We start from the raw sequence: 23,159 nt of genomic DNA, 5'->3' as shown, positions 1-23,159 counted from the left end.
GACTTCCCCGGCGTGCGGTCGGCATCGTCTCCCCAACGAACGAGGGAGACTTCCATGCCGACCAACCGCCAGTGGATCCTGCGCCGCCGCCCGACCGGTGAGATCGGTCCCGAAGACCTCGAGCTGGTCGAGACCCAGACGCCGGACCTCAAGGACGGCGAAGTTCTGGTCCGCACAATCTACCTGTCGCTGGACCCCACCAACCGCATCTGGATGAGCGACCAGGACCAGTACCTGCCGCCCGTCGAGATCGGCGACGTCATGCGCGGCGGCGTCATCGGCGTGGTGGAGGCCTCCAACAGTCCCGACCTCCAGGTTGGCCAGATCGTCAATCCCGGCCTCGGCGGCTGGCAGGACTACACGGTCCTCCCGGCCGCCATGGCCCGCCCCAGCCTGCAGATTCCCGGGGTCCCGCTGACCGCCTATATGAGCGCGCTCGGCGCCACCGGCCTCACCGCCTGGTTCGGCCTCATGGACATCGGCAAGCCCCAGCCGGGCGAAACCGTCGTGGTCTCCGCCGCCGCCGGCGCGGTGGGCTCCATCGTCGGCCAGCTGGCCAAGCTGAAGGGCTGCCGGGTCATCGGCATCGCCGGCAGTCCGGAGAAGTGCCGTTGGCTCACCGAGGAGCTCGGCTTCGACGCGGCCATCGACTACCGCAACGAAGATGTCGGCGCGGCCCTCGATCGCCATTGCCCCGATGGGATCGACGTGGATTTCGAGAACGTCGGCGGCGAGATCATGGACGCCGTCCTGGCCCGCATGAACAACTTCGGCCGCGTCGCCCTGTGCGGGATGATCTCCACCTACAATATCGACGGACCGGTCCCCGGCCCCAAGGACTTCGCCCGCGTGCTGATGCGCCGCCTGCTGATCAAGGGCTTCATCATCATCGACTATCTGCCCCGCGCCGCCGAGGCGATGGCCGAACTGATCCCCCTGGTGGCGTCCGGCCAGCTCAAGTGGAAGGCTCACACCGTCGACGGCCTCGAGAACGCCGCCGAGGCCGTGAAGCTGCTTTTCACCGGCGCCCATGACGGAAAGCTGCTGGTGCGCGTTTCTCCTGAACCCAACACCTGAGGAGACGCACCCCATGATCCGCAGAGCCCATGCCGCCTGGCGCGGAACCGGCCGTGACGGCGACGGCGACCTGACCACCGATTCCGGCGTCCTCGATCAGACCCCCTATTCGTTCAAGACCCGCTTCGAGGACGAGAAGGGCACGAACCCTGAGGAGCTGATCGCCGCGGCCCACGCCGGCTGCTTCACCATGCAGTTGGCCTTCCTGATCCAGCGCGCCGGCTTCACGCCGGAGAGCCTCACCACCGAGGCTGCAGTCTCCCTGAGTCCGGACGGCGGCGGCTTCAAGATCGACAAGTCGGCCCTGACCCTGCGCGCCAAGGCGCCGGGCCTGGACCAGGCGAAGTTCGACAACCTGGCTCACCAGGCCGAGACCAGCTGTCCGGTCTCCAAGCTTCTGAACGCCGAGATCACCCTGGACGCCACCCTGGAGGACTAGCCGCGGCATTCGGTGCGGATGGCGCTTGCCTTACGTTGGGCAAGCCGCCCTCCAATCCTCCCAACAGGCCAAAGAGCCCAGGGAGAAACGTCATGTCGGACACCACCCTCGCCCCCGCGTCCGGGGACCTCGGCTTCGATCCCGTCGCCCTGAGCGACAAGTACCGCGCCGAACGCGACAAGCGCCTGCGCGCCGACGCCAACGAGCAGTATGTCGAGATCGCGGGCGACTACGCCCACTACCTCGAAGATCCCTATGTGGCCCCGGGCTTCACCCGCGAACCCCTGACCGACGAGGTCGAGGTGGTGGTGATCGGCGGCGGCTTCGGCGGCCTGCTGGCTGGCGCCCGCCTGCGCGAGGCCGGGGTCCAGGACATCCGGGTCATCGAGAAGGGCGGCGACTTCGGCGGCACCTGGTACTGGAACCGCTACCCGGGCGCGGCCTGCGATATCGAGAGCTACATCTACCTGCCGCTTCTGGAGGAGGTCGGCTTCATGCCGCGGGAGAAGTACACCCGCGCCCCGGAAATCCTCGCCCACAGCCGCGCCATCGGCGAGAAGTTCGGCCTCTACGACAACGCCTGCTTCCAGACCGAGGTCACCAACATGACCTGGGACGAGGCCGCGTCCCGCTGGATCATCGAGACCAATCGCGGCGACCGGATGAAGGCTCGCTTCGTGGCCATGGCCAACGGTCCGCTCCACCGGCCCAAGCTGCCGGGCATTCCCGGCGTCGACACCTTCAAGGGCCACACCTTCCACACCAGCCGCTGGGACTATCACTATACCGGCGGCGACAGCTTCGGCGGTCTGACGGGCCTGGCCGGCAAGCGGGTGGGCATCATCGGCACCGGGGCCACGGCGGTGCAGTGCGTGCCGCACCTGGGAGAAGGCGCGGGCGAACTCTTCGTCTTCCAGCGCACCCCCTCCTCCATCGATGTGCGCAACAACCGCCCCACCGATCCGGAGTGGGCCGGCAGCCTGGAGCCCGGCTGGCAGCAACGCCGAATGGACAACTTCAACATCCTGCTCTCGGGCGGCTACCAGGAGGAAGACCTGGTCAATGACGGCTGGACCGACATCATCCGCACCCTGGGCCTCGTGGCCCGCCAGCGGGCGGAGTCCAACGCCGAGGTGATCAATCCGGCTGAACTCATGCAACTGGCCGACTTCAAGAAGATGGAGCAGATCCGCGCCCGGGTAGATGCCGTGGTCGGTGACGCCTCAACCGCCGAGGCGCTGAAGCCCTACTACAACCAGTTCTGCAAGCGCCCCTGCTTCCACGACGACTACCTGGCCACCTTCAACCGCCCCAACGTCCACCTGATCGACACAAACGGACAGGGCGTCGAACGCATCGACGAGACCGGGATCTGGGCCAACGGCCGGCACTACGAACTCGACTGCCTGATCTATGCGACGGGCTTCGAGGTCGGCACCGACTACACCCGGCGCGCCGGCTATGAGGTCCACGGCAAGGGCGGCCTGACCCTGACCGAGAAGTGGAAGGACGGCCTCTCGACCCTGCATGGCATGCACACCCGCGGCTTCCCCAACTGCTTCATCTTCTCCAACGCGCAGTCCGGCTTCACCGCCAACTTCCCGCACATGATGAACGAGCAGTCCAAGCACTTCGCCTACATCGTCCAGCATGCCCTCGACCACCAGGTGCGCACCGTCGAAGCCTCGCAGGAGGCCGAGACCGCGTGGGTCGATAAGATCCTGTCCCTGGCGATCATGCGCCAGAAGTTCCAGGAGGAATGCACCCCCGGCTACTACAACAACGAGGGCCAGCCCTCGGCCCTGGCCGTCCGCAACGGCTCCTATGGCGCAGGCCCCGCCGCCTTCATCAAGGTGCTGGAAGACTGGCGCGCGGAGGGCGGTCTACCGGGTCTGGAATTGAATGCCGATTGAATCTCCGCTGACCCCGGCCTTCGCCGGGGTGAGCGGTCGTTGATGACCTAGGCCTTCTTCACGAACTCGGTCTTCAGGACGAGGTCCTTCACCTTCTCGGCGCGGCACTCGATCTGGGTCTCGTCGTCGGTGAGGCGGATATTCTTCATCAGGGTTCCGCGCTTCAGGGTGACCGTGGTCCCCTTGACCTTCAGGTCCTTGATCAGGGTGACGGAGTCGCCCTCCACCAGAAGGGCGCCATTGGCGTCGCGAACGTTCATGGCGGCAATCCCTGCACGGCGAAGGCCTGTGCTGTAGGGGTTGGGCGGCCCGCCCACAAGCAGGCCGCCCTTCAGGTCCCTAGGCGACCGCGCCCAGATAGTCGCGCTTGCCCACTTCCACGCCCTTGTGGCGCAGGATGTCGTGGGCGGTCACCACGTGGAAATAGAAGTTCGGCAAGGCGAAGCCGAACAGATAGTCCGGGCCGCTGAAGGTCGGCTTCATCGGGCCGAAGTTCAGCGTGATGGTCCGCCCTTCGCCCGCGTCGACGTCGGCCACCGACAGGCTCTCCAGGTAGGCGATGGTCTTGGTGATACGCTCCTGCAGCTGCGGGAAGGTGGTCTCCTCATCCGCCATCTTCGGGGCCTCAATGCCGCTGAGCCGCTCGCCGGACAGCTTGGCGGTGTCGCTGGTGCGCTGCACCTGGGCCGCCAGGGCCAGCATGTCGGGGGCCAGCCGCGCCTCGATCAGCTCCGAGGGATCGATCCCCTTCTCGGCCGCATGGGCCGCGCCCTTTTCCAGCAGATTGGAGAGGTTCTTCAGGCCGCGCACGAAGAGCGGGATCGAGGCTTGGTGGAGGGATATCGACATGCAGATGTCCTTGGAAAGGTGCGGGCCCACCGTGGGCCTTGGCCGTGCATATGGGGGCTGGAAGACCAAAGCGCGACCACTCCTCATTATTCCCTATTCTTCCCTATTGACTCACGTTTAGGGCCGATTTAGTACGTTCTTATGATCACCCTCCCGCCCCCAACCGGCCAGGACCTGTTCACGGTCTATCAGGTGGCCGACCGCCTTCAGCTCCATCCGAAGACGGTGCGGCAGTACATTCGCGACGGTCGACTGACGGCCACGCGGATCGGAAAATCCTATCGCATCGCGGCTCGTGACCTGGCCGCCCTGGCCGGTGAAGCCGCCGCCGTCAGCGAACTCGAGGTGCTTCGCACCCATGAGGTCCAGGTGGCGACGACCGTGGACGTCCACGCGGTCGACCCGAATACGGTCCACCGCATCACCACCCTGCTGACCTCCAGCCTGAATGGACCCCAGGACCCTGACCGCACCGCCCGACTGGACCTGATGCACGACCCCGAGCGCGGTCGGCTGCGCATCGTCATCGCCGGCGGCCCCAGGGTCACCGCCGACCTGTTACGGCTCATCCAGGCCGTGACGGAGGCGTGAGCCATGTCCGCGATCTACAGGACGCCTGCCGGTGAACAAGCCGTCCGCGAGGCCTATCTGGCGGTCCTGGCCCACTGGCCGATCCCCCACGAACAGTTGCGCATCCCCACCCGCCAGGGCGAGACCTTTGTGCTCGCCAGCGGCCCCGCAGACGCCTTGCCCCTCGTGGTCTTCCACGGCGCCCACGCCAACGCCGCCCGTTGGATGCGGGAGGCTGCGGCATGGTCCCAGCATTTCCGTGTCTATGCGGTCGATGTCATAGGCGACGCTGGCCTCAGCGCGCCCTCGAGACCACCTCTCGCGAACGAAGATCACGCCCTCTGGCTGGACGACCTGCTGGCGGGTCTGGAGCTGGACAAGGTCGCCCTGCTGGGCGAGTCGCTCGGCGGCTGGCTGGCGATCGACTATGCGACCCGAAGGCCGGAGCGCGTCACTCAGTTGGTGCTGCTTTGCCCCGCAGGGACCGGCGCGCAGAAGAACCTGCTGCTCAAGGCTCTGCCGCTTCTGCTACTGGGCTCTTGGGGAGCGCACAAGCTCACCGAGCTGGTCCTGGGTCCGCCGCCTCTGGGTCCCTCCCCGCTTGAGAGTCAGGTCGGCGAACTGATGAACCTGATCTTCCAGCACGCACATCGGCGCATGATCAAGATTGCCCCCTTTAGCGACGAGGCCCTGAAGCGCCTCGCCATGCCGGTCTTGGCCATCGTCGGCGGCAAGGACGTGCTGCTGGACTCCGCCGGGACGCGCCGGCGTCTGTCCGCCAACCTGGCCCACGCGCAGGTGATCTACCTGCCGGAGGGCCGCCACCTCCTGCCCGACCAGACCGAGACCGTCCTGAACTTCCTGCAGCATAGGCCATGAGCTCAATCCAGTCCCTCAACGACGCCCGCATCTGGCTCTGCGACGCCGACGGTCCGCGCCTGTCCTCCGGCCGCGACGCCACCGACCTCATCGGCGACGCCTATGGCGCGGAGGTCGCGGTGATCGCCCTCCCCGCATCGCGCCTGACCGATGAGTTCTTCGATCTCAGCACCCGGCTGGCCGGGGAGTTCGTGCAGAAGTTCGTCAACTTCGGCATGGCGCTGGCCATCGTCGGCGACATCTCCGCCCATGTGGCCGGCAGCACCGCCCTGCGCGACTTCGTCTACGAGTCCAACTGCGGCCGGCATCTGTGGTTCGTCGAAGACCTGGAGGCGCTGGCCGCTCGCCTTTGACGCCAAGGCAGGCTTGCGCCCCGCCGACGATCGGCCGACCCTTCCGCCCAACCAGAAAACAACAGGGCGGAGAGCGACCATGTCCATCGACTTCGAGATTCCGGCGGAGGCCAAGGCCATCCGCGCCAAGGTGCGCCAATGGGTGCACGACGAGTGCATCCCCGCCGAAAAGCGCCTGGTGGACAAGGAATCCTACAAGACCGTCCTGGCCGAACTGCGGACCAAGGCCCGCGCCGCCGGTCTCTGGCTGCCCTTCATCCCCAAGGAACACGGCGGCATGGGCCTGGGCCCGCTGGCCAACGCCCTGGTCCAGATGGAACTGGGGGAAAGCCACCTCGGCGCCCTGTCGATGAACAGCCAGGGCCCTGACGACGCCACCATGCTGACCCTGCTGGCCCACGGCACCGAGTTCCAGAAGGAGAAGTACCTCAAGCCCCTGCTGAACGGCGATAAGCGCGTCTGCTACTCGATGACCGAGAAGGCGGCCGGCGCCGACGCCACCGGCATGCAGACCCGGGCGGTGAAGGACGGCAACGAGAACTACATCCTGAACGGCGAGAAGTGGTTCTCCTCGGCCGCCAGCGCCGCCGACATGGCCGTCGTCATGGCCATGACCGACCCCGACGCCCCGCGCCATCAGCGCTATTCCACCTTCATCGTCGAGCTGCCGAACCCCGGCTACGTCATCAAGCGCGACATCGGCACCATGGCCAAGGAAGGTCCCCTCAGCCACATCATGGGCGGCGGCCACTCCGAGATCGAGATCAAGGACCTGGTGATCCCCGCCGAGAACCTGCTCGGCGGTGAAGGCCAAGGCTTCAACATGGGCCAGCACCGCCTGGCCTACGGCCGCCTGCGCCACGGCATGCACAATGTGGCCATGGCCCAGCGGGCCCTGGACATGGCCGCCGCCCACGTCACTCAGCGCGAAACCTTCGGCAAGAAGCTGTCGGAGCGTCAGGGCGTGCAGTGGATGCTCGCCGACTGCGCCAGCGAGCTCTACATGGCCCGCCTGATGCTGCTGCACATCGCCTACAAGGCCGAACGGGGCATGGACCTGCGGCAGGAAAATTCCATCGCCAAGGTCTTCCTGGCCCACATGGTCCACAAGGTGGTGGACACCGCCATCCAGCTGCACGGCGCCCTCGGCTACTCCACCGACACCCCCCTGGCCGCCTGGTACACCCATATCCGCTCTCAGCGGTTGGTGGACGGGCCTGACGAGGTGCACCGCTGGACGGTGGGCCGCAACGTGATCAAGGCCTATGAGCGCGACGGCACCACCGCTGCGGCCGCAGGCGGCGACCTGCTCTAATCGGCTCGGGGGAGCGGCAGGCTCAGCCGGGCCACCAGGCCGCTCTCCCGCCAGTCCAGCACCGCCTCCCCGCCCGTCGCCCCTCCAAGGGCGCGTTGCAGCATGTTGAGCCCCAGGCCCCGCCGGCTGGGCGCGGCCACCGGCGGCCCGCCGCTCTCGGTCCAGACCAGGGTCACGTGGTCGTCCGCGAGATCCCAGCTCACCGAGACCTCGCCCGAGACGCTCGACAGCGCCCCATACTTCGCCGCGTTGGTGGCCAGTTCGTGCAGGGCCATGGCCGCCGACTGGGCCGCATGGGGGCTGAGCGTCACGTCTGGCCCCTCGAACCGCACCCGACCCTCGGCGCCCAGCCGATAGGGCCGCAGTTCCTCCTCCACCAGCCGCCGCAGATCCGCCCCGCGCCAGCGGGCCTCGGAGATCAGCTGATGGGCGTGGGCAAGCGCGGAGACGCGGCCGGTGATGATCTCCTTCAGAGCCTCGGGGGTCGGCGCGGAGGTCAAGGCGACGGTGGCCTGCACCACGGTCAGCAGGTTATTGGCCCGGTGGTCCACCTCGCGGGCCAACAGCTTCAGCCGCTCCTCGGACTCCCGGCGCTGGGTGATGTCCAGGACCACCCCCAGCACGCTCTGAGGTTCGCCGTCCGCGTCCAGGGTGATCTCCGCCCGCACCATCAGCCAGCGCACTTGGCCGTCAGGCCAGACATAGCGGTACTCGATCTCGAGCTTCGGCGATCCACTGGCCAGCGCCTCGCGGAAAGCCTCCTGCATTCGCGCCAGTTCGCCCGGATAATAGCCGGCGTTGATGTCCTGCACGCTGGGCGTGGCGTCAGCCGGCAGGCCCAGCAGCCGGTTGAGTTCCGGACTGCCCTGCAGGACCCCGCCGGTCCCCAGTTGAAACACCGCCATGCCGCCGGCTTCCATCGCCAGTCGCAGCCGCGCCTCCGACTCGCGCATTTCTTGAGCCGCCTGCCGCTCGGCCGTCACATCGGCGACGGTGCCGACATAGCGGATCGCAGCGCCACTCTCCGGATCGAACACCGGCTCCCCCTGGGCGCGCACCCAGCGCATCGCGCCGTCGGGTTGCGGGACGCGGTACTCGTAGGCCGAGTGGTCACGCACCTGGGGATCCAGCGCCCGGCGCGACAGCGCCACGATGCCCGGCCCGTCCTCGGGATGCGCCACCCGCGCGATATCCTCGATCCGCATCGCCTCGCCGTCCGGAAAGCCCCAGACTTCCCGCGCCCGGGCCGAGACGATCAGGTCGCCGGTCGGAATGGTCCACTCCCAGACCCCCAGGCCCGAGGCCTGGGTCGCCAGTTCAAGCCGCGCCTCGCTGGCCCGCAGGGCGTCCTCGACCCGCCGCCGGTCGGTGATGTCGGACAGCGAAACCGCGATCCCGCTCTCGCGCATGGGCAGGATGCGCAGCTCCACGATGCGATCGTCCCGCGCGCGGGACGGCGTCTCGAACCGTGAGCCGATCCGCTCGTCCATGGCCCGGCGGCAGGCCCGCTCGAAGGCTCCGCCCAGACCTTGCGGGAACAGCTCCCAGATCACCTTGCCCAGCACCTGGTCCCGGGAAACCCCGAAATACTCCTCGGCGGCGCGGTTGAAGACCACATAGCGCCAGTCAGGGTCCAGCGCGTAAAAGCCGTCGCTGATGCTCTCCAGCACGGCCTCGAGCCGCGCCTCGTTGGAGCCGCCCTGCGGGGGCGTCGATGGATCACGATCTTTCATGGCGAACCGGGCTGCGGGGAGTCCGAAGACCCTAGACAACACCTTACCCGCGCGAAAGCTCCGCCGTCGGCACGCGGCCGCCGGGGTCGACCCGCCTCATGCCCGCCAGATTCCGAAACGCAAAAAACCGCCAGGGCCGGGGGCGGCTCTGTCGGGAAGATCGAAAAAGGTCAAGAGGCGGGGCGCGCCGGAAACCGGCGGCCCCGCCGTCAAGAACTAGAGGATTTGCAGCTGAGCCGCGGAATCCTTGCCGCTCTTGCGGTCACGCTCGACTTCGAAGCTGACCTTGTCACCTTCGTTCAGTCCGCCGAGGCCCGCGCGTTCAACCGCCGAGATGTGGACGAAAACGTCGCCGCCACCGCCCTCAGGAGCGATGAAGCCATAACCCTTGGTTCCGTTGAACCACTTCACAGTACCAGTCGCCATTGTCGTCCCTATCAAAGTGAGTGAATCCGCAGTGGCAGAGGACGGTCAAAGACGCAAGCGTGCAAAATTCCAAGCCCTTGCGAAATCAGGGGTCCGACTGTTCAAAAATTGGTGTCCGGGCGGTACTCAAAGCCCACCAGATAGACCTTGTCGCCACGGCCATGCTTGGCGGTCTTCAGCAGATCCACCACCCCTTCAAACCCGGAGTCTCGCGCCAATTGCGTCGTGATATCAGTAAGTTCTATCTGCTGAAGGGCGGTCACCTCCACGGCCCCCTGCCCCAGCCGATAGCGTCCGCCGACCCTGACTCTGGGGCTCTGCCAGATGCGCACGCTACAGGTGATTTCGCCGCGCATAATCGCCTCACGCAGCTTCTTGGTGAAGGTCATGTCCCCTCCTCTTTTCGGCGGCCGGCATCCTGGCGCCGGAGTCAAAAATCGCGAAACGGCGCCATTGACGAGGTTCGCGCCGCCCCATAGCGTCCCGCCTCTTCTTTGAAATCGAAGGCGGCCCCCCATGCCCCAGATCCTGGTTCAGGACCTGGCGAAGACCTATCGCGTGGCTGAACGCGACCCCGGAATGCTCGGGGCCGTACGCGGCCTCGTGCGCCGGCGCTGGCGCACGGTCGAGGCCCTGAAGGACGTCAGCTTCTCCCTGGAGCGCGGCGAGCTGCTGGGCTTCATCGGGCCCAATGGCGCGGGCAAATCCACCACCATTAAGATCCTGTCGGGCATCCTGCGCCCCGACGCCGGCCGGGTGGAGATCGAGGGCCTGGTTCCCTATGCCGACCGCGTCAAGCACGTGGGCCGCATCGGCGTGGTGTTCGGCCAGCGCACCCAGCTTTGGTGGGACCTGCCGGTCATCGACGGCTTTGACCTGCTGCGGGACATCTATCGGGTCGATCCGCAGCGCTACAAGGCGACCCGCGACGAACTGGTGGCCATGCTGCGGCTGGAAAAGCTGCTGGACCAGCCGGTGCGCCAGCTGTCCCTGGGCCAGCGCATGCGCGCCGAGATCGCCGCGGCCCTGCTGCACGAGCCCTCGATCCTGTTCCTCGACGAACCCACCATCGGCCTGGACGCCCCCTCCAAGCTGGCGGTCCGCGAGTTCGTCAAGAAGCTGAACACCGAACGCGGCGTCACCGTCCTGCTCACCACCCACGACATGCACGATATCGAGGCCCTGGCCCAGCGGGTGATCGTCATCGGTCATGGCCGGGTGCTCGCCGACAGCCCCTTTGAGGCCCTGCGCGCCAACGTCCTGGCCGAGCGCCGCCTGTTCGTGGACTTCGCCGGGGACGCCCCGGTGCTCGACCTGCCCGGCGTCGAGATTCGCAGGCGCGACGGCCGATCTCTGGAACTGGCCTTCAACCCTGGCGTCACCACCGCGCCCGCCCTGATCGCCGCCATCACCGCCCGCCACGCGGTGGAGGACATCCACGTCGAACAGCCGGCCATCGAGGAAGTGATCGCCAGGTTCTACGACCTGCACGGCGCCAACGAGGCGTGATCGGTGGACGCCCTTCGCCCCTACGCCGCGGCCTTCAGCTCGCGCTTCCTGCTGATGATGCAGTACCGGGCCGCCGCGCTCGCGGGCTTCTTCACCCAGTGCTGGTTCGGGGCGGTCCACCTCATGGTGATCGCCGCCTTCTATCTCGGCGCCCCTGACGCCGCGGCCGCCAGCCCCATCAGTCTCTCCCAGGCCATCACCTATACCTGGCTGGCTCAGGGGCTGCTGGCCGTCATGCCGTGGATCGGAGACCCCGAGATCGCCGACGGGGTCCGCACCGGATCCATCAGCTATGACCGCCTGCGCCCGGTGGACGCCTACGCCCTGTGGTACGTCCGCGCCGCCGGATGGATGACCGCCCGCCTCCTCCCCCGCGTCGCCCTGATGATCCTGGCCGCCGGCCTCATCCTGCCGCTGATCGGCCAGAGCCAATGGGCCTGGCAGCCGCCCGCCAGCCTTTCGGCGGCCCTGCTCTTCGCCCTGTCCGAGACCCTGGCCATCGCTCTGGCCTGCGCCATCATCATGCTGATCAACATCGTCGTGGTGGCCACGATGAACGCCCGTGGGGTCAACATCCTGATGCAGCCGTTGGTGGTCATCTTCACCGGCAACCTGCTGCCCCTGGCCCTCTATCCCGACGCGATGCGCATCGCGCTGTTCGTCCAGCCCTTCGCCGGAACCCTGGATATTCCCAACCGCATCTATTTCGGCGCCCTGACCGGCCAGATGGCCTGGGTGGGGATCGGTCTGCAGGTGTTCTGGACCGTGCTCTTCATCGCCCTGGGCCGGCTCTGGCTCGCCCGCGTCATGCGCCGCCTCGAAGTGCAAGGCGGGTAACGATGAACGCGCTCGCCCTGCTCGGCCGCTACTTCGGCGCCTCCATGCGCAGCCAGATGCAGTACCCGGCCTCGGCCCTTATGCTGACGACCGGCCAACTCGCCGCGACGGCCATCGAGATCGTCTCCATCTGGGCGCTCTTCGACCGCTTCGGGGCGGTGAAGGGCTGGTCCTTCGGCGAGGTGATGTTCTTCTACGCCCTGATCGGCATCAGCTTTTCCTTCGCCGATTTCCTGACCCGGGGCTTCGACGTCTTCGGCAGCGATTTCGTGCGCACCGGCGCCTTCGACCGCCTGCTGCTGAGACCCCGGTCCGCGGCCCTGCAGTTGGTGGGGCACGACTTCCGTATCAGCCGCTTTGGCCGCTTCTTCCAGGCCGCCATCATCCTGATCATCGCTACGGGCAGCCTGCACTTCGTCTGGACGCCCCAGGCCGTTCTCCTGGCGCTGTGGACCATCGCGGGCGGGATCGCCTTCTTCAGCGCGCTCTTCGTCCTGCAGGCGGTCATGGCCTTCTGGACCGTGGAGAGCCTGGAGGCGGTCAATGCCCTCACCTATGGCGGGGTCTATGCCGGCCAGTTCCCGCTCAGCCTCTACGCCCGCTGGTTCCGCACCTTCCTGATCTTCATCGTACCCCTGGCCTGCGTCGCCTATTTCCCGGTCCTGGCGATCCTGGGGCGCAGCGATCCGCTGGGCGCGCCGGACTGGTTCCTGCCGCTGGCCCCAGCGGCAGGGTTTGTCTTCCTAGCCTTGGCCTTCGTCGCCTGGCGCTTCGGGGTGTCGAAGTACACCTCCACCGGCAGCTAAAGGACCTCCGCGGCCAATTCCCCCACCAGGCGCCACGCGCGACGGATCGTAAGGTATTCGCGGTTGGGGAAACCCTCCGGCTCGTGGCCCGCCATCACCCAGGCGATGTCGGCCGCGACCGCCCGGCTGTTGATGTAATAGCTGTGCCGCGACAGGTCGTCGGCCCCAGCCGCGATGCTCCGGCAATCCACAACCACCACCTTCTTGGGCAGAACATCGATCAAGCGGGGCCCGTCCGAGCCCAGCCGATCCGGATTGGTCTTGGTCGTGTCGGAGACCAGCAACGCCCGGTCGAAGGGGTTGTGATAGACGGTCACCTGCCGCCCCAGGCTCGGCAGGGCCTTCAACTTGTCCTCGCACTCGAAGGCGTCGTCATCCTCGTCCGGCGCGGCGAGCAGTATCTGGTCGAACATCCGGGTCAGGCTGCGCGGCTCCTTGGCGAGGATCGCCTGCAGTCCTTGGCGCAAGGCATAGCAGCCCATGCTGTGGGCCAGCAGGTGCAGGCGGCGCTGGCAGTATTCCTCTGGCTTGAGCTCGTTCTTCACGAAGTCGCGCAGCTTCAGGAACGCCCGGGCGATCGCCGGCCCGGTGGCGCGCGCGTCCTCGCGATCGCTGTAGTAGGCCATCAGAGGAACAGCCGAACCGTCCGAGGGCCAGCTGAACACCACGACATTCAGGGCGCGCCCCTCGACGGTCACCTGGCGCGCGAGATTGGCGCCGGCCTCCAGGGCCTCCATGAAGCTGACATTGAAGCCGTGGATGAAGATCAGGGTGTCGGTGGAGCCGTTGGCCATCACCCCGTGCAGGCTCTTCAGGAAACGTTCGCTTCCAAGAACCACGGCCTCGCCCGCCTTGATCTTCTCGGGGTAGACCTCGACCTTGGGCGCAGCGGCGCTTCCGAAGTCCGCGTGGCCAAATCTCAGGGCCGCGACACCGTCGGGATTGAAGGTCTTTCCGAAAACCCCCACGCGGCCGGCGGGAAGCAAGTCTCTGTTGGTTGCGAAATAGACGCGCACGTTCGCCATGGCATTCCCCCTGATCGCTCAGGAAGAATGCAACTCATTGGCGAGCGATTTCAAGCGTGAGCTTGGCTATTCGGCGGCCATCAGGGCCTTGCCGCGAGTCAGGGAGGTCTTGGCGGCGAGTTCGGCCTTGGCGGCTTCGTATTCGGCGGCCAGACGGTCCACCAGTTCGCCGGCGGTGGGGATGCCCTTCACCGCGCCGATACCCTGGCCGCAGCCCCAGATATCCTTCCAGGCCTTGGCTTCGGTGTTGCCGCCCGAACCGAAGTTCATCTTCGTCGGATCGCCATGGGGCAGGTTGTCGGGGTCGAGACCGGCGCGGGCGACGGACGGACGCAGGTAGTTGCCGTGCACCCCGGTAAACAGGCTGGAATAGACGATATCCTCGCCGCTGCTCTCGACGATCATGTCCTTGTAACCCTGGACGGCGCGGGCCTCCTCCGTGGCGATGAAGGCCGAGCCGATATAGGCCAGGTCCGCGCCCATGGCCTGGGCGCCCAGGACGGCGCGGCCGTTGGCGATGGCGCCCGACAGCGCGATCGGCCCGTCGAACCACTCGCGCAGTTCCTGGACCAGGGCGAAGGGCGACAAGCCGCCGGCATGTCCGCCCGCGCCGGCCGCCACGGGGATCAGGCCATCGGCCCCCTTCTCCACGGCCTTGCGGGCGAACTTGGAGTTGATGACGTCGTGCAGGACGATGCCACCATAGGAGTGGATGGCGTCATTGACCGACACCTGCGCACCCAGCGAGGTGATGGTGATCGGCACGCGGTACTTCACCGCCAGCTCCACGTCTTCCTCCAGCCGGTTGTTGGACTTGTGGACGATCTGGTTCACGGCGAAGGGCGCCGACAGACGGTCGGGGTTCTTGCGGTCCCAGTCGGCCAGTTCCTCGGTGATCTGGGCCAGCCACTCATCCAGCTGGCTCACCGGCCGTGCGTTGAGCGCGGGGAAGGAGCCGACGACACCGGCCTTGCACTGGGCGATCACCAGCTCCGGGCCCGAAATGATGAACAGCGGCGAAGCGATCACCGGAATACGCAGGCGCTCGGAGAGAATGGGCGGCAGGGCCATGAAGATGTTTCCTCTGGTAATGCGTTTGGATCTTATTTTTACAACGTATACGCAAGATTCCGGATCGTGCAAGCCGCTCTCTCCGCCTGCCCCCGCGTGAACTTGACGAGGCGCGCGCGGAGAGCACATCTGGGCCGCGATGACCGACCTGAACAGCCTCGCCGCCACCTTCCCCCCCGCGAGCGCCGCCGACTGGCGCGCCCTGGTGGAGAAGACCCTGAAGGATGCCCCCTTCGACAGCCTCCAGCGCCAAACCGCCGAGGGCCTGCCGATCGCGCCGCTCTATGAAGGGGCCGACCAGGCGCCCGCCTTCGCCCTGCGCCCCTTCGACGCCGACCGGCCCTGGGACATCCGTGGCCGCGTCACCCACCCCGACGCCGCCCAGGCCAATACCGACCTGATGACCGACCTGGAGGGCGGCGCGGCGTCGGCCCTGATCCGCATCGACCCCGCCGGCGAAACCGGGGTCGCCGTGGGGTCCGCCCAGGACCTGGCCCGCGTGCTGGACGGCGTCATGCTGGAGCTGGCGCCGGTCGCCCTGGACGCGGGGTTCCTTGGCCCCCAGGCCGCCGACTGGCTTGCCGTCGCCGCCAAGGGTTCGCCCGCCGCCAAGCTGTTCTTCCACCTCGACCCGCTCAGCGCCTTCGCCCGCGCCGGCTTCAGCCCGGGCCCCATCGAGAGCCATCTGGTTTCCGCCGCCACCGTGGCGCGCCGCATGGCCGACTCCTATCCGGACGCCGGCCTGTTCCTGGCCTCGGGCCTGGTGGTCCACGAGGCCGGCGGCGGCGAGGCCGGCGAACTGGCCTTCGCCACCGCCGCGGCCCTGGCCTACGCCAAGGCGCTGGTGCGGGCGGGCCTGCCGATGGAGGACGCCTTCGGACGCATCGTCCTCTGCCTGGCCGCCGACGCCGACTATTTCGCCACCCTGGCCAAGCTCCGCGCCGCCCGCGCCGTCTGGGCCCGGGTGACGGCCGCCTGTGGAGTCAGCGCCGCCCTGCGCATCGAGGCCCGCTCGTCACACCGCATGCTGGCCGCCCATGACCCCTGGACCAACATGCTGCGGCTCACCGCCTCGGCGGTCGGGGCCAGCATCGGCGGGGCCGACGCGGTGGTGCTGGGCAGCTTCACCGACGCCCTGGGTCTGCCCACCGCCTTCGCCCGGCGCCAGAGCCGCAACACCCAGCTTGTGCTGATGGAAGAGGCCCATCTCGGCCGCGTCGCCGATCCGGGCGCAGGCTCCGGCTATGTCGAGGCGCTTACCGACGAGATCGCCCGCGCGGCCTGGTCAGGCTTCCAGGCCATCGAGGCCAGGGGCGGCCTGATCGCGGCCCTCACCGACGGCCACATCGCCGCAGAGACCGCCAAGGTGCGCGAGGCCCGCGTCGCGGCTGGCCCTCTGAAGATCGTCGGCGTCACCGCCTTCCCGCAGGCCGACCAGGCGCCGGTCGAGGTGGTCCGCGCCACGCCCAAGGCCGTCGAGGCCCCCTCACCCCGCCTGCCGGGCCCCGACGGCTGCTGCCCGGCCCTCAAACCCATCCGCCTCGCCGAACCGCATGAGGTGAAGGCATGACCAGCTTCCCCGACTTCTCGACCCTGGCCTTCGACGATCAGGTCTCCGTCGCCCCGGTCGCGGCATCGCCGTCCTGGGAGACCCCGGAAGGCATCGCGGTGAAGTCCGCCTACGCCGCCGCCGACATCGCGGGCCTGGACGACCTGGCCGGCTATCCGGGCCTCGCCCCCTTTGTGCGCGGTCCCTATCCGACCATGTACCTGACCAACCCGTGGACCATCCGCCAGTATGCGGGCTTCTCCACCGCCGAGAATTCCAACGCCTTCTATCGCCGCAACCTGGCCGCCGGGCAGATGGGCCTCTCCATCGCCTTCGACCTGGCCACCCATCGCGGCTACGACAGCGACCATCCCCGCGTGAAGGGGGATGTCGGCATGGCCGGCGTCGCCATCGACTCGATCTACGACATGCGGACCCTGTTCGACGGCATCCCGCTCGACAAGATGAGCGTCTCGATGACCATGAACGGCGCGGTCCTGCCGATCCTGGCCCTCTATATCGTGGCCGCTGAGGAACAGGGGGTCAGCCACGACAAGCTGTCGGGCACCATCCAGAACGACATCCTCAAGGAGTTCCTGGTCCGCAACACCTACATCTATCCGCCGTCACCCTCGATGCGGATCATTTCGGACATCTTTTCATACACTTCGCGCGAGATGCCGAAGTTCAACTCGATCTCGATCAGCGGCTATCACATCCAGGAAGCCGGGGCGACGCTGGACCTGGAGCTGGCCTACACCCTGGCCGACGGCATCGAATATGTCCGCGCCGGCGTGGCTGCGGGCATGACCGTCGACCAGTTCGCGCCGCGCCTGTCGTTCTTCTGGAACGCCGGCATGAACGCCTTCATGGAGATCGCCAAGCAGCGGGCCGGGCGCCTGCTCTGGGCCAAGCTGATGAAGGAGGAGTTCAACCCCAAGGACTCCCGCTCACTTTCCCTGCGCGCCCACACCCAGACCAGCGGCTGGAGCCTGGCGGCCTCGGACGTCTACAACAATGTGCCCCGCACCCTGATCGAGGCCATGGCGGCCGTGGGCGGCCAGACCCAGAGCCTGCACACCAACTCCCTGGACGAAGCCCTCGCCCTGCCGACGGATTTCTCCGCCCGCATCGCCCGCAACACCCAGCTCTTCCTGCAACTGGAGAGCGGCCAGACCCGTGTCGTCGATCCCTGGGGCGGTTCCTTCTATGTCGAGCGCCTCACCGCCGACCTGGCGGCACGCGCCCTGGAGCATATCGCCGAGGTCGAGGCCCTGGGGGGCATGGCCAAGGCCATCGAGGAGGGCCTGCCCAAGCGCCGCATCGAGGAAGCCAGCGCCCGCACCCAGGCGCGCATCGACTCAGGCCGCCAGAGCGTCGTCGGCGTGAACCGCTACCGCTCCGACATCGCCGAGGTCATCCCCATGCTGAAGGTGGACAACTCCGCCGTCCGCGAGCGGCAGTTGGAGAAGCTCACCCGCCTGAAGGCCGAGCGCGACCCCGCCGCCGTCGAGGCCGCCCTGACCGCCCTGACGCAAGGCGCGCGCGGAACCGCCAACCTGCTGGAACTGTCGGTCAACGCCGCGCGCGCCAAGGCCACGGTGGGCGAGATCAGCCTGGCCCTGGAGCACGCCTTCCGCCGCCATTCCGCCGAGGCCTTCGCGGTCACCGGGGTCTATCTGCGCGAGGCCGGCCCGACCCCGGCCAGCGACCAGGCCAAGGCGATGACGCAGGCCTTCATCCAGGCCGACGGCCGCAAGCCGCGCATCCTGGTGGCGAAGATGGGCCAGGACGGTCACGACCGCGGCCAGAAGGTGATCGCCTCGGGCTTCGCCGACCTCGGCTTCGATGTCGGTATCGGCAACCTCTTCCAGACCCCCGCCGAGGCCGCCGCCAAGGCCGTGGCCGACGGCGCCCATGTGGTGGGGGCCAGCTCCCTGGCCGCCGGCCACCTGACCCTGGTGCCGGAACTGAAGGACGAACTGGCCAGGCTGGGCCGCGCCGACATCCTGGTTGTGGTGGGTGGGGTGATCCCGCCGGAGGACTTCGAGGCCCTGCGCGAGGCCGGCGTCGCGGCCATCTTCACGCCGGGCACGGTGGTGCCCGAGGCGGCCATCGAGGTGCTGGAAAGGCTCAACGAACAGATGGGCTACGCCCAGCTCGACAAGGTCTAGCTGGCGGCGGCCTCTCGCCGCAGGCGGGTTGCGCCCAAAACCCATTTCGGTGATGGTTCCAGCGAACGTCGGAGGGGAACCACATGGCTCGCACGAAAACGCTCACGCTCGCCCTGATCGGACTGAGCGCGCTGGGTCTGACCCAGATAGCCAGCGCCAATGCTCCGACCCGGGAACGCACCGTCGCCGCGCCGGTTCCAATGGCCTCTCCGGTGCCCATGGCCAAGAGCACCGTCGCACACCGCTATTGGCCGGTGGTCACCAGCCTGGCCCAGGCCACCGTCGCCCCGGCCCACCTGTTCGACGGCAAGGTCCAGGGCGCGCCGCTGCGCAGCTTCGACACCCGTCGCCCCGCCGACCCCGCCAAGCCTCAGACCCGTCGCCACGTCGGCGTCGACCTCACTGCCGCCGAGGGTGACACCGTGGTGGCCATGGAGGACGGCAGGATCGTCAACTTCTACCCCTTCCTGACCCGCGCGGCCTCGCTGGGCGGTGAGAAGACCTACGCCATCCTGGTGCAGCACAAGGACTATGTGGCGCTCTATGGCGAGGTGCGCGCCAACAGCCTGACCGCCCGCGACCTGAAGGTCGGCGACCACATCGCGGCCGGCCAGCCCATCGGCGTGGTCAGCGGCACCGCCCAGCTTCACACCGAAACCTACGTCTCCGGCGTCACCCGCAATATCAAGTGGCCGGTGGGTTCGCCCCCGCCGCGCGAGATGCGCAATCCCACCCAGCTGCTGCTGGACACCGCCATGACCGGCGAGCGGGTCTACCCCAAGACCATCAAGCTCGCCGCGTCCTGAGCCGCGCCTCGCCGGCGAACAGCGCCGCCAGCAGGCAACCGGCGGATATGCCGGTGATCAGGTCCCGCGCCAGCGTCAGGCCGAAGGTGGCCAACAACACCAGGGCCGTGCGCCATGAGACGCGCAACAGCCGCGCGAACTCCGCCCGCTCGGCCATGTTCCAGCCCACGACAACCAACATTCCCGCCAGCGCCGACAGCGGCACATAGGCCGCCAGGGGCGCGGCCAGCATCATGAAGCCCAGCAGGATCAAGCTGTGAAGCATGCCCGCCACCGGCCCCTTGGCGCCGGCCCGGACGTTGGTGGCGGTCCGCGCGATCGTGCCTGTGACGCTGATCCCGCCGAACAGCGCCGCGCCCATATTGGCCACGCCCTGGGCCACGAGCTCGATGTTGGAGCGGTGCCGACGCCCGCTCATGCCGTCCGCGACCGTCGCCGACAGCAGGCTCTCAATGCCGCCCAGCAGGGTGAAGGCTGCAGCCGCCGGTAGGATGTCCAGGACCTTCGCGAGGGTCACGATCGGCAGCTGAGGCATCAGCAGGCCGCTGGGGATCCCGCCGAAGCGGCTGCCGATCGTTTCGACGTCGAGATGAAGCAGCACCGCGGCCAGGGTGGCCAGGACCACGCCGATCAACAGCGCCGGCCAGGCCGGTCTCCAGCGCCGCACGGCCAAGGCGACCGCGATGCAGCCTGCCCCCAGGCCCAGCGCGACAAGATTGGCGGTTGGCAAGGCCTGCGCCAGGACCACCAGCTTTGGGGCCAGGGCCCCGGGCTCCGGTCCGGAAAGCCGCAAGCCGGCGAGATCCCTCAGCTGGCTGGCGGTGATGACGACGGCGATGGCCGCCGTGAAGCCCACGGTCACGGCGTGAGGCACATGACGGATCAGCGAACCGAGACGCAGAAGGCCCCCGATCGTGAGGAGCAGTCCCGAGAGCATCGTCGCCAGGAGGAGGCCGTCGATCCCGTGTTGGGCGCCGGTCGCCGCCACCAGCACGATGAACGCGCCGGCCGGTCCCCCGACCTGAAACCGGCTGCCGCCCAGGGCCGACACCAGGAAGCCGCCGACAATGGCGCTGTAGAGACCCCGCTCCGGCGAGACCCCCGAGGCGATGGCGATGCCCATGGAGAGGGGCAGCGCGACGATGGCGACGGTCAGGCCGGCGACCGCATCGGCGCGCAGTTCCCGAAACCCGTAGCCCTCAGCGAAGATCGTCGCGAGCTTCGGTGTGAACTCACCCGTGTAGCGCGGCTTTGCAAGGTCGGTCATGCCAGGTCCTGGGCGGACGCGCCCCGCGCCTCGCGCACCCACTGTGGGCCTCCTCGACCGCCACGGCCATGCGCCAGGTCAAATTCGCACGGCTGGCATCGGCACGCTGGAGATCGGGGCGCCGGCCCCTGTCGGGTAGGCGACGAGGCGATGCGCAGGCCGGTCTGACCGCCTTCTCCGGAGAGGAAGGCTAGAGCCGCGGCGTCACGTTGCGCAGCTTCCCGCCGCGGGCCCGCGCCTTCTTGCCGCCCCAGCCGTGCGGCATCACCGCCGGCCCATGACGCTTCTCGATGTCCTTCTGCAACGCCTTGGCCGCCATCAGGTGGGCGGGGAACAGGGTGTCGATGGCCCAGCCCGCCACGGGCACGGTCGAACTCACGGAGTCCGCGGCCAGATAGGCGCCCATTCGCAAGAGGGTTCCGAGCGACGCGCCGGCGGTGACGCCCGACAGGATCAGGATGCCGCCCGCCGCCAGGCTGTAGGCGGTGCCGAGGCCCGGCACCCAGGCCAGCACCCCGTCGAGTCCGATCCCGAACGGCCCGATGCCGATCAGGCGGTCCGACAGGCCCTTCACGCGCTCAGCGGCGCGCCAGGACTGGTGAGCTCGATCTCTGGAAACCGCCATTGCGCCTCAACGCGCTCCTCTGCGGAAAGCTGCACCTAGCCCAGGAAGACGACCCGGCGTTTCTCTTTCCCCGAACGGACGCGCGACAGAACATCCTTGTATTCCGGACTGTTGGCGGCCTCTTTTCGCGTGCCCTCGAAATAGATGGTGTCCTCCATGTGCTTGATCAGCATGTCGGCGGACCACTTGTGGCCGGTGAACAGCATGTCGGCCAGCTTCCCGGCCACCGGGACCTCGCCCACCAGCGTATCGATGGCGATGATGGCGAACATCTGCAGCAGGATCATCGGCGCGGCCCGCGCCCGCACCCCGTCGAAAATCAGGATCGACCCCGCCCCCAGGCTGTAGATCGCCCCCGCGCCCGGGATCCAGGTCAGCAGACCGTCCAGGCCCACGCCGAACGGCCCGATCCCCACGACATTGTCGGAAAGCTTCTTCGTCCGCTCGATGCTGCTGCGGATATTATGCAGGTCGATGTGCGACTGCGCGAAAAGCATTCACCGCTCTCATTCGTGATGGGCGCGTGACGACGCCTGAACCCGGCCGTCACGCCGGTCGGGATTAACACCGACACTCTGGCCCAAGCAGGCGACAGCTCAAAGCCCACGCCACGGCTTTTCGCCCGACAGGCTAAACCAGGCGCGGTCTTTGCGCCTATGGCGGGAGGGCGCCTCGCGATGGCGCCGGATTCACCCTATGTTGGCGCCATGGCAAAGAACGAACCGCCTCTGCTGATCGTCACCACCCACTTCATCGAGGGCCGCCCCGTGCGTCAGCACCTGGGCATGGTGTCGTCCCAGGCGATCCTCGGGGCCAATGTGGTGCTGGACCTGATGAACGCCATCCGCGACTTCATCGGCGGCCGATCCAAGGGCTATGAGCGGGTCCTGACCCAGGCTCGGGCCGACGCCCTGAAGGGCCTCGACGCCGAGGCCCGCGCGCTGGGCGCCAACGCCATCGTCGGCGTCGACCTCGACTACAACACCGTAGGACCCAACGGCTCGATGCTGATGGTCTCGGTGAACGGGTCGGCGGTCATTCTGTAGCGTCAGATGCTCCCCTCTTGGAGGAGCTGTCAGCGAAGCTGACTGCGGGGGACTTTGACTCTTGTTTGGGGGTCGAAGGGGTCAACGACGTTGATCCCCCTCCGTCACGGACCTGCGGTCCGCGCCACCTCCCCACATCGCGCTCCGCGCTGGGGGAGGATCTAGGCCTAAACCAGATCCCCGGCCGCCGCGTCGAACAGCAGGTAGGTGCGCCCGGCGTCGCTGGCCAGCAGTTGGCCGACCTCGAACCCCTGCGGATCTCGGGCCGCGGCGTCGTCCAGCATGTCCTGGAAGCCGTTCAGATAGGTGACGACCTGGCGGCGCAGGGTTTCGTCGGTGAACAGGCGCCGCGCCAGGCGGCGCGTGGCGGCCGGCGCCAGCTTTCGGACCACCTCGCGGGCGCCGTCGACGTCCTCCACCTGGATGGCGGCGCTGATCTCATCGATCCGGCCCTTGGGCAGCAAGGCGGCGGGATCGATGCCCATCGCCGATATCTCGCCGGCCAGCACCTGTTCCAGGCCGGGCTTTCCGGCAGGGCCGCCCTCGTCGATGGAGGACAACAGGTCCTTCCAGGTCCACTCGTCGGCGTCCTCCGTTGACGGGACAGGCTCGCGTGCTTCGGGGCGGCCGCCGGCCTGCTCGAAGACATTGGAGAACTCTTCGTCGGTGGCGGTCGGCGTCAGGCGTAGTCGGCGACGAGCCGGCATCTCCGGCTCCGGCAACGGCGCAGGCGCGCGTGAACGCCGAACCGGAAGCTCGGGCGCGACCGACTGGGTCAGTTCCAGGGCCTCGTCGTCCTCATCGTCCTCGATGTCGGCGAACAGGGTCTCGGGCTCGGGCTCGGGCGCCGGCTCGGGCTCGCGACGGCGGCTGGCGCCCGAGCCCGAGCC

The 23,159-nt window shown here is 67.9% G+C and carries 24 protein-coding genes and 1 pseudogene; 14 read left to right on the top strand and 11 right to left on the bottom strand.

From position 1 onward, the window contains the following. Nucleotides 1-54 precede the first annotated feature (54 nt). The 3 genes from AAC997_RS04435 to AAC997_RS04425 all read left to right on the top strand — a co-directional run bounded on the left by AAC997_RS04435 (nt 55) and on the right by AAC997_RS04425 (nt 3,429). The gene (locus AAC997_RS04435; RefSeq protein WP_340644480.1) at nt 55-1,077 is read left to right on the top strand and encodes an NADP-dependent oxidoreductase; all 1,023 of its coding nucleotides are present in this window, start codon (nt 55-57) and stop codon (nt 1,075-1,077) included. A 13-nt stretch (nt 1,078-1,090) separates the two neighbouring features. After that, nucleotides 1,091-1,516 carry an OsmC family protein gene (locus AAC997_RS04430; RefSeq protein ID WP_340644479.1) on the top strand — a complete coding sequence of 142 codons (426 nt, stop codon included), beginning with the start codon at nt 1,091-1,093 and terminating at the stop codon, nt 1,514-1,516. A 92-nt stretch (nt 1,517-1,608) separates the two neighbouring features. After that, nucleotides 1,609-3,429: an NAD(P)/FAD-dependent oxidoreductase gene (locus AAC997_RS04425; RefSeq protein ID WP_340644478.1), complete on the top strand. Its 1,821-nt coding sequence runs from the start codon at nt 1,609-1,611 to the stop codon at nt 3,427-3,429. Between the two features lie 47 nt (nt 3,430-3,476). Here AAC997_RS04425 and AAC997_RS04420 read toward each other — a convergent pair whose 3' ends face one another. After that, complete coding sequence (locus tag AAC997_RS04420; RefSeq protein ID WP_215341180.1) at nt 3,477-3,689, bottom strand: alkylphosphonate utilization protein; 213 nt, start codon at nt 3,687-3,689, stop codon at nt 3,477-3,479. Nucleotides 3,690-3,768: 79 nt separating this feature from the next. After that, nucleotides 3,769-4,278, bottom strand: a complete 510-nt coding sequence (locus AAC997_RS04415; protein ID WP_340644477.1) for a DUF1993 domain-containing protein — start codon at nt 4,276-4,278, stop codon at nt 3,769-3,771. 141 nt (nt 4,279-4,419) lie between these two features. Between AAC997_RS04415 and AAC997_RS04410 the strand changes: the two genes are divergently transcribed. The 4 genes from AAC997_RS04410 (at nt 4,420) to AAC997_RS04395 (ending at nt 7,395) form a co-directional block, all read left to right on the top strand. Further along, nucleotides 4,420-4,869, top strand: coding sequence for a helix-turn-helix domain-containing protein (locus AAC997_RS04410; protein ID WP_340644476.1), 450 nt, complete (start codon nt 4,420-4,422; stop codon nt 4,867-4,869). 3 nt (nt 4,870-4,872) lie between these two features. Then, on the top strand, nt 4,873-5,727 hold the full coding sequence (locus AAC997_RS04405) for an alpha/beta hydrolase (protein ID WP_340644475.1): 855 nt from the start codon (nt 4,873-4,875) through the stop codon (nt 5,725-5,727). Continuing rightward, nucleotides 5,724-6,080 (top strand): DUF4180 domain-containing protein, encoded by a 357-nt coding sequence (locus tag AAC997_RS04400; protein ID WP_340644474.1) that lies wholly within the window; start codon nt 5,724-5,726, stop codon nt 6,078-6,080. The genes AAC997_RS04405 and AAC997_RS04400 overlap by 4 nt, the downstream gene beginning before the upstream one ends. Before the next feature lie 79 nt (nt 6,081-6,159). Next, nucleotides 6,160-7,395 carry an acyl-CoA dehydrogenase family protein gene (locus AAC997_RS04395; protein ID WP_340644473.1) on the top strand — a complete coding sequence of 412 codons (1,236 nt, stop codon included), beginning with the start codon at nt 6,160-6,162 and terminating at the stop codon, nt 7,393-7,395. Here the strand turns inward: AAC997_RS04395 and AAC997_RS04390 are convergent. The 3 genes from AAC997_RS04390 to AAC997_RS04380 form a co-directional block, all read right to left on the bottom strand. Next, a complete protein-coding gene (locus AAC997_RS04390; protein ID WP_340644472.1) occupies nt 7,392-9,128 on the bottom strand; it encodes a PAS domain S-box protein in 1,737 nt (578 codons plus the stop codon). The two genes, AAC997_RS04395 and AAC997_RS04390, sit on opposite strands and share 4 nt — an antisense overlap. 216 nt (nt 9,129-9,344) lie before the next feature. Continuing rightward, entirely contained in the window at nt 9,345-9,554 is a 210-nt protein-coding gene (locus AAC997_RS04385; RefSeq protein ID WP_215341185.1) for a cold-shock protein, read from the bottom strand. A 101-nt stretch (nt 9,555-9,655) separates the two neighbouring features. Further along, nucleotides 9,656-9,943 (bottom strand): ASCH domain-containing protein, encoded by a 288-nt coding sequence (locus AAC997_RS04380; RefSeq protein WP_340644471.1) that lies wholly within the window; start codon nt 9,941-9,943, stop codon nt 9,656-9,658. 127 nt (nt 9,944-10,070) lie between these two features. Between AAC997_RS04380 and AAC997_RS04375 the strand changes: the two genes are divergently transcribed. The 3 genes from AAC997_RS04375 to AAC997_RS04365 are packed head-to-tail and all read left to right on the top strand — an operon-like array spanning nt 10,071 to nt 12,706. Further along, complete coding sequence (locus AAC997_RS04375) at nt 10,071-11,063, top strand: ABC transporter ATP-binding protein (RefSeq protein ID WP_340644470.1); 993 nt, start codon at nt 10,071-10,073, stop codon at nt 11,061-11,063. 3 nt (nt 11,064-11,066) lie between these two features. After that, complete coding sequence (locus tag AAC997_RS04370) at nt 11,067-11,900, top strand: hypothetical protein (protein WP_340644469.1); 834 nt, start codon at nt 11,067-11,069, stop codon at nt 11,898-11,900. A gap of 2 nt (nt 11,901-11,902) precedes the next feature. Continuing rightward, complete coding sequence (locus AAC997_RS04365; protein WP_340644468.1) at nt 11,903-12,706, top strand: ABC-2 family transporter protein; 804 nt, start codon at nt 11,903-11,905, stop codon at nt 12,704-12,706. Here AAC997_RS04365 and AAC997_RS04360 read toward each other — a convergent pair. Both AAC997_RS04360 and AAC997_RS04355 read right to left on the bottom strand, forming a co-directional pair. Then, nucleotides 12,703-13,731: an alpha/beta fold hydrolase gene (locus tag AAC997_RS04360; RefSeq protein ID WP_340644467.1), complete on the bottom strand. Its 1,029-nt coding sequence runs from the start codon at nt 13,729-13,731 to the stop codon at nt 12,703-12,705. The two genes, AAC997_RS04365 and AAC997_RS04360, sit on opposite strands and share 4 nt — an antisense overlap. Before the next feature lie 66 nt (nt 13,732-13,797). Beyond that, nucleotides 13,798-14,802, bottom strand: coding sequence for a nitronate monooxygenase family protein (locus AAC997_RS04355; RefSeq protein WP_340644466.1), 1,005 nt, complete (start codon nt 14,800-14,802; stop codon nt 13,798-13,800). A gap of 139 nt (nt 14,803-14,941) precedes the next feature. On the opposite strand from AAC997_RS04355, the gene AAC997_RS04350 reads away from it, so the two are divergent. From AAC997_RS04350 to AAC997_RS04340, 3 genes are all read left to right on the top strand, one after another. After that, nucleotides 14,942-16,372 carry a methylmalonyl-CoA mutase family protein gene (locus AAC997_RS04350; protein ID WP_340644465.1) on the top strand — a complete coding sequence of 477 codons (1,431 nt, stop codon included), beginning with the start codon at nt 14,942-14,944 and terminating at the stop codon, nt 16,370-16,372. Next, nucleotides 16,369-18,525, top strand: a complete 2,157-nt coding sequence (gene scpA, locus AAC997_RS04345) for a methylmalonyl-CoA mutase (protein ID WP_340644464.1) — start codon at nt 16,369-16,371, stop codon at nt 18,523-18,525. The genes AAC997_RS04350 and scpA overlap by 4 nt, the downstream gene beginning before the upstream one ends. 83 nt (nt 18,526-18,608) lie before the next feature. Further along, nucleotides 18,609-19,331, top strand: a complete 723-nt coding sequence (locus AAC997_RS04340) for a M23 family metallopeptidase (RefSeq protein WP_340644463.1) — start codon at nt 18,609-18,611, stop codon at nt 19,329-19,331. On the opposite strand, the gene AAC997_RS04335 is transcribed toward AAC997_RS04340, so the two are convergent. The 3 genes from AAC997_RS04335 to AAC997_RS04325 form a co-directional block, all read right to left on the bottom strand. Beyond that, nucleotides 19,312-20,598: a SulP family inorganic anion transporter gene (locus AAC997_RS04335; protein ID WP_340644462.1), complete on the bottom strand. Its 1,287-nt coding sequence runs from the start codon at nt 20,596-20,598 to the stop codon at nt 19,312-19,314. The two genes, AAC997_RS04340 and AAC997_RS04335, sit on opposite strands and share 20 nt — an antisense overlap. A gap of 190 nt (nt 20,599-20,788) precedes the next feature. After that, on the bottom strand, nt 20,789-21,223 hold the full coding sequence (locus tag AAC997_RS04330; protein WP_340644461.1) for a DUF4112 domain-containing protein: 435 nt from the start codon (nt 21,221-21,223) through the stop codon (nt 20,789-20,791). 35 nt (nt 21,224-21,258) lie between these two features. Next, nucleotides 21,259-21,720, bottom strand: a complete 462-nt coding sequence (locus AAC997_RS04325; protein WP_340644460.1) for a DUF4112 domain-containing protein — start codon at nt 21,718-21,720, stop codon at nt 21,259-21,261. Nucleotides 21,721-21,951: 231 nt separating this feature from the next. On the opposite strand from AAC997_RS04325, the gene AAC997_RS04320 reads away from it, so the two are divergent. Beyond that, nucleotides 21,952-22,269: a heavy metal-binding domain-containing protein gene (locus tag AAC997_RS04320; RefSeq protein ID WP_340644491.1), complete on the top strand. Its 318-nt coding sequence runs from the start codon at nt 21,952-21,954 to the stop codon at nt 22,267-22,269. 167 nt (nt 22,270-22,436) lie between these two features. On the opposite strand, the pseudogene AAC997_RS04315 reads toward AAC997_RS04320, so the two are convergent. Next, a pseudogene (locus tag AAC997_RS04315) lies at nt 22,437-23,159 on the bottom strand (hypothetical protein); the annotation flags it as partial.

Origin of the sequence: Phenylobacterium sp. (assembly GCF_037968635.1) — a bacterium.
In the GTDB taxonomy this organism is placed as follows: Bacteria; Pseudomonadota; Alphaproteobacteria; order Caulobacterales; family Caulobacteraceae; genus Phenylobacterium.
This window is presented reverse-complemented; position numbering and strand designations above follow the sequence as displayed.

Excerpts from the sequence above, each read along its gene's own strand:
- AAC997_RS04365 (WP_340644468.1), top strand. The coding sequence starts at position 11,903 with ATGAACGCGCTCGCCCTGCTCGGCCGCTACTTCGGCGCCTCCATGCGC.
- AAC997_RS04340 (WP_340644463.1), top strand. The coding sequence starts at position 18,609 with ATGGCTCGCACGAAAACGCTCACGCTCGCCCTGATCGGACTGAGCGCG.
- AAC997_RS04335 (WP_340644462.1), bottom strand. The coding sequence starts at position 20,598 with ATGACCGACCTTGCAAAGCCGCGCTACACGGGTGAGTTCACACCGAAG.
- AAC997_RS04385 (WP_215341185.1), bottom strand. The coding sequence starts at position 9,554 with ATGGCGACTGGTACTGTGAAGTGGTTCAACGGAACCAAGGGTTATGGC.
- AAC997_RS04325 (WP_340644460.1), bottom strand. The coding sequence starts at position 21,720 with ATGCTTTTCGCGCAGTCGCACATCGACCTGCATAATATCCGCAGCAGC.
- AAC997_RS04330 (WP_340644461.1), bottom strand. The coding sequence starts at position 21,223 with ATGGCGGTTTCCAGAGATCGAGCTCACCAGTCCTGGCGCGCCGCTGAG.
- AAC997_RS04380 (WP_340644471.1), bottom strand. The coding sequence starts at position 9,943 with ATGACCTTCACCAAGAAGCTGCGTGAGGCGATTATGCGCGGCGAAATC.
- AAC997_RS04430 (WP_340644479.1), top strand. The coding sequence starts at position 1,091 with ATGATCCGCAGAGCCCATGCCGCCTGGCGCGGAACCGGCCGTGACGGC.
- AAC997_RS04415 (WP_340644477.1), bottom strand. The coding sequence starts at position 4,278 with ATGTCGATATCCCTCCACCAAGCCTCGATCCCGCTCTTCGTGCGCGGC.
- AAC997_RS04350 (WP_340644465.1), top strand. The coding sequence starts at position 14,942 with ATGACCGACCTGAACAGCCTCGCCGCCACCTTCCCCCCCGCGAGCGCC.
- AAC997_RS04410 (WP_340644476.1), top strand. The coding sequence starts at position 4,420 with ATGATCACCCTCCCGCCCCCAACCGGCCAGGACCTGTTCACGGTCTAT.
- AAC997_RS04420 (WP_215341180.1), bottom strand. The coding sequence starts at position 3,689 with ATGAACGTTCGCGACGCCAATGGCGCCCTTCTGGTGGAGGGCGACTCC.
- AAC997_RS04375 (WP_340644470.1), top strand. The coding sequence starts at position 10,071 with ATGCCCCAGATCCTGGTTCAGGACCTGGCGAAGACCTATCGCGTGGCT.
- AAC997_RS04395 (WP_340644473.1), top strand. The coding sequence starts at position 6,160 with ATGTCCATCGACTTCGAGATTCCGGCGGAGGCCAAGGCCATCCGCGCC.
- AAC997_RS04355 (WP_340644466.1), bottom strand. The coding sequence starts at position 14,802 with ATGGCCCTGCCGCCCATTCTCTCCGAGCGCCTGCGTATTCCGGTGATC.
- AAC997_RS04390 (WP_340644472.1), bottom strand. The coding sequence starts at position 9,128 with ATGAAAGATCGTGATCCATCGACGCCCCCGCAGGGCGGCTCCAACGAG.
- AAC997_RS04360 (WP_340644467.1), bottom strand. The coding sequence starts at position 13,731 with ATGGCGAACGTGCGCGTCTATTTCGCAACCAACAGAGACTTGCTTCCC.
- AAC997_RS04405 (WP_340644475.1), top strand. The coding sequence starts at position 4,873 with ATGTCCGCGATCTACAGGACGCCTGCCGGTGAACAAGCCGTCCGCGAG.
- AAC997_RS04425 (WP_340644478.1), top strand. The coding sequence starts at position 1,609 with ATGTCGGACACCACCCTCGCCCCCGCGTCCGGGGACCTCGGCTTCGAT.
- scpA (WP_340644464.1), top strand. The coding sequence starts at position 16,369 with ATGACCAGCTTCCCCGACTTCTCGACCCTGGCCTTCGACGATCAGGTC.
- AAC997_RS04435 (WP_340644480.1), top strand. The coding sequence starts at position 55 with ATGCCGACCAACCGCCAGTGGATCCTGCGCCGCCGCCCGACCGGTGAG.
- AAC997_RS04400 (WP_340644474.1), top strand. The coding sequence starts at position 5,724 with ATGAGCTCAATCCAGTCCCTCAACGACGCCCGCATCTGGCTCTGCGAC.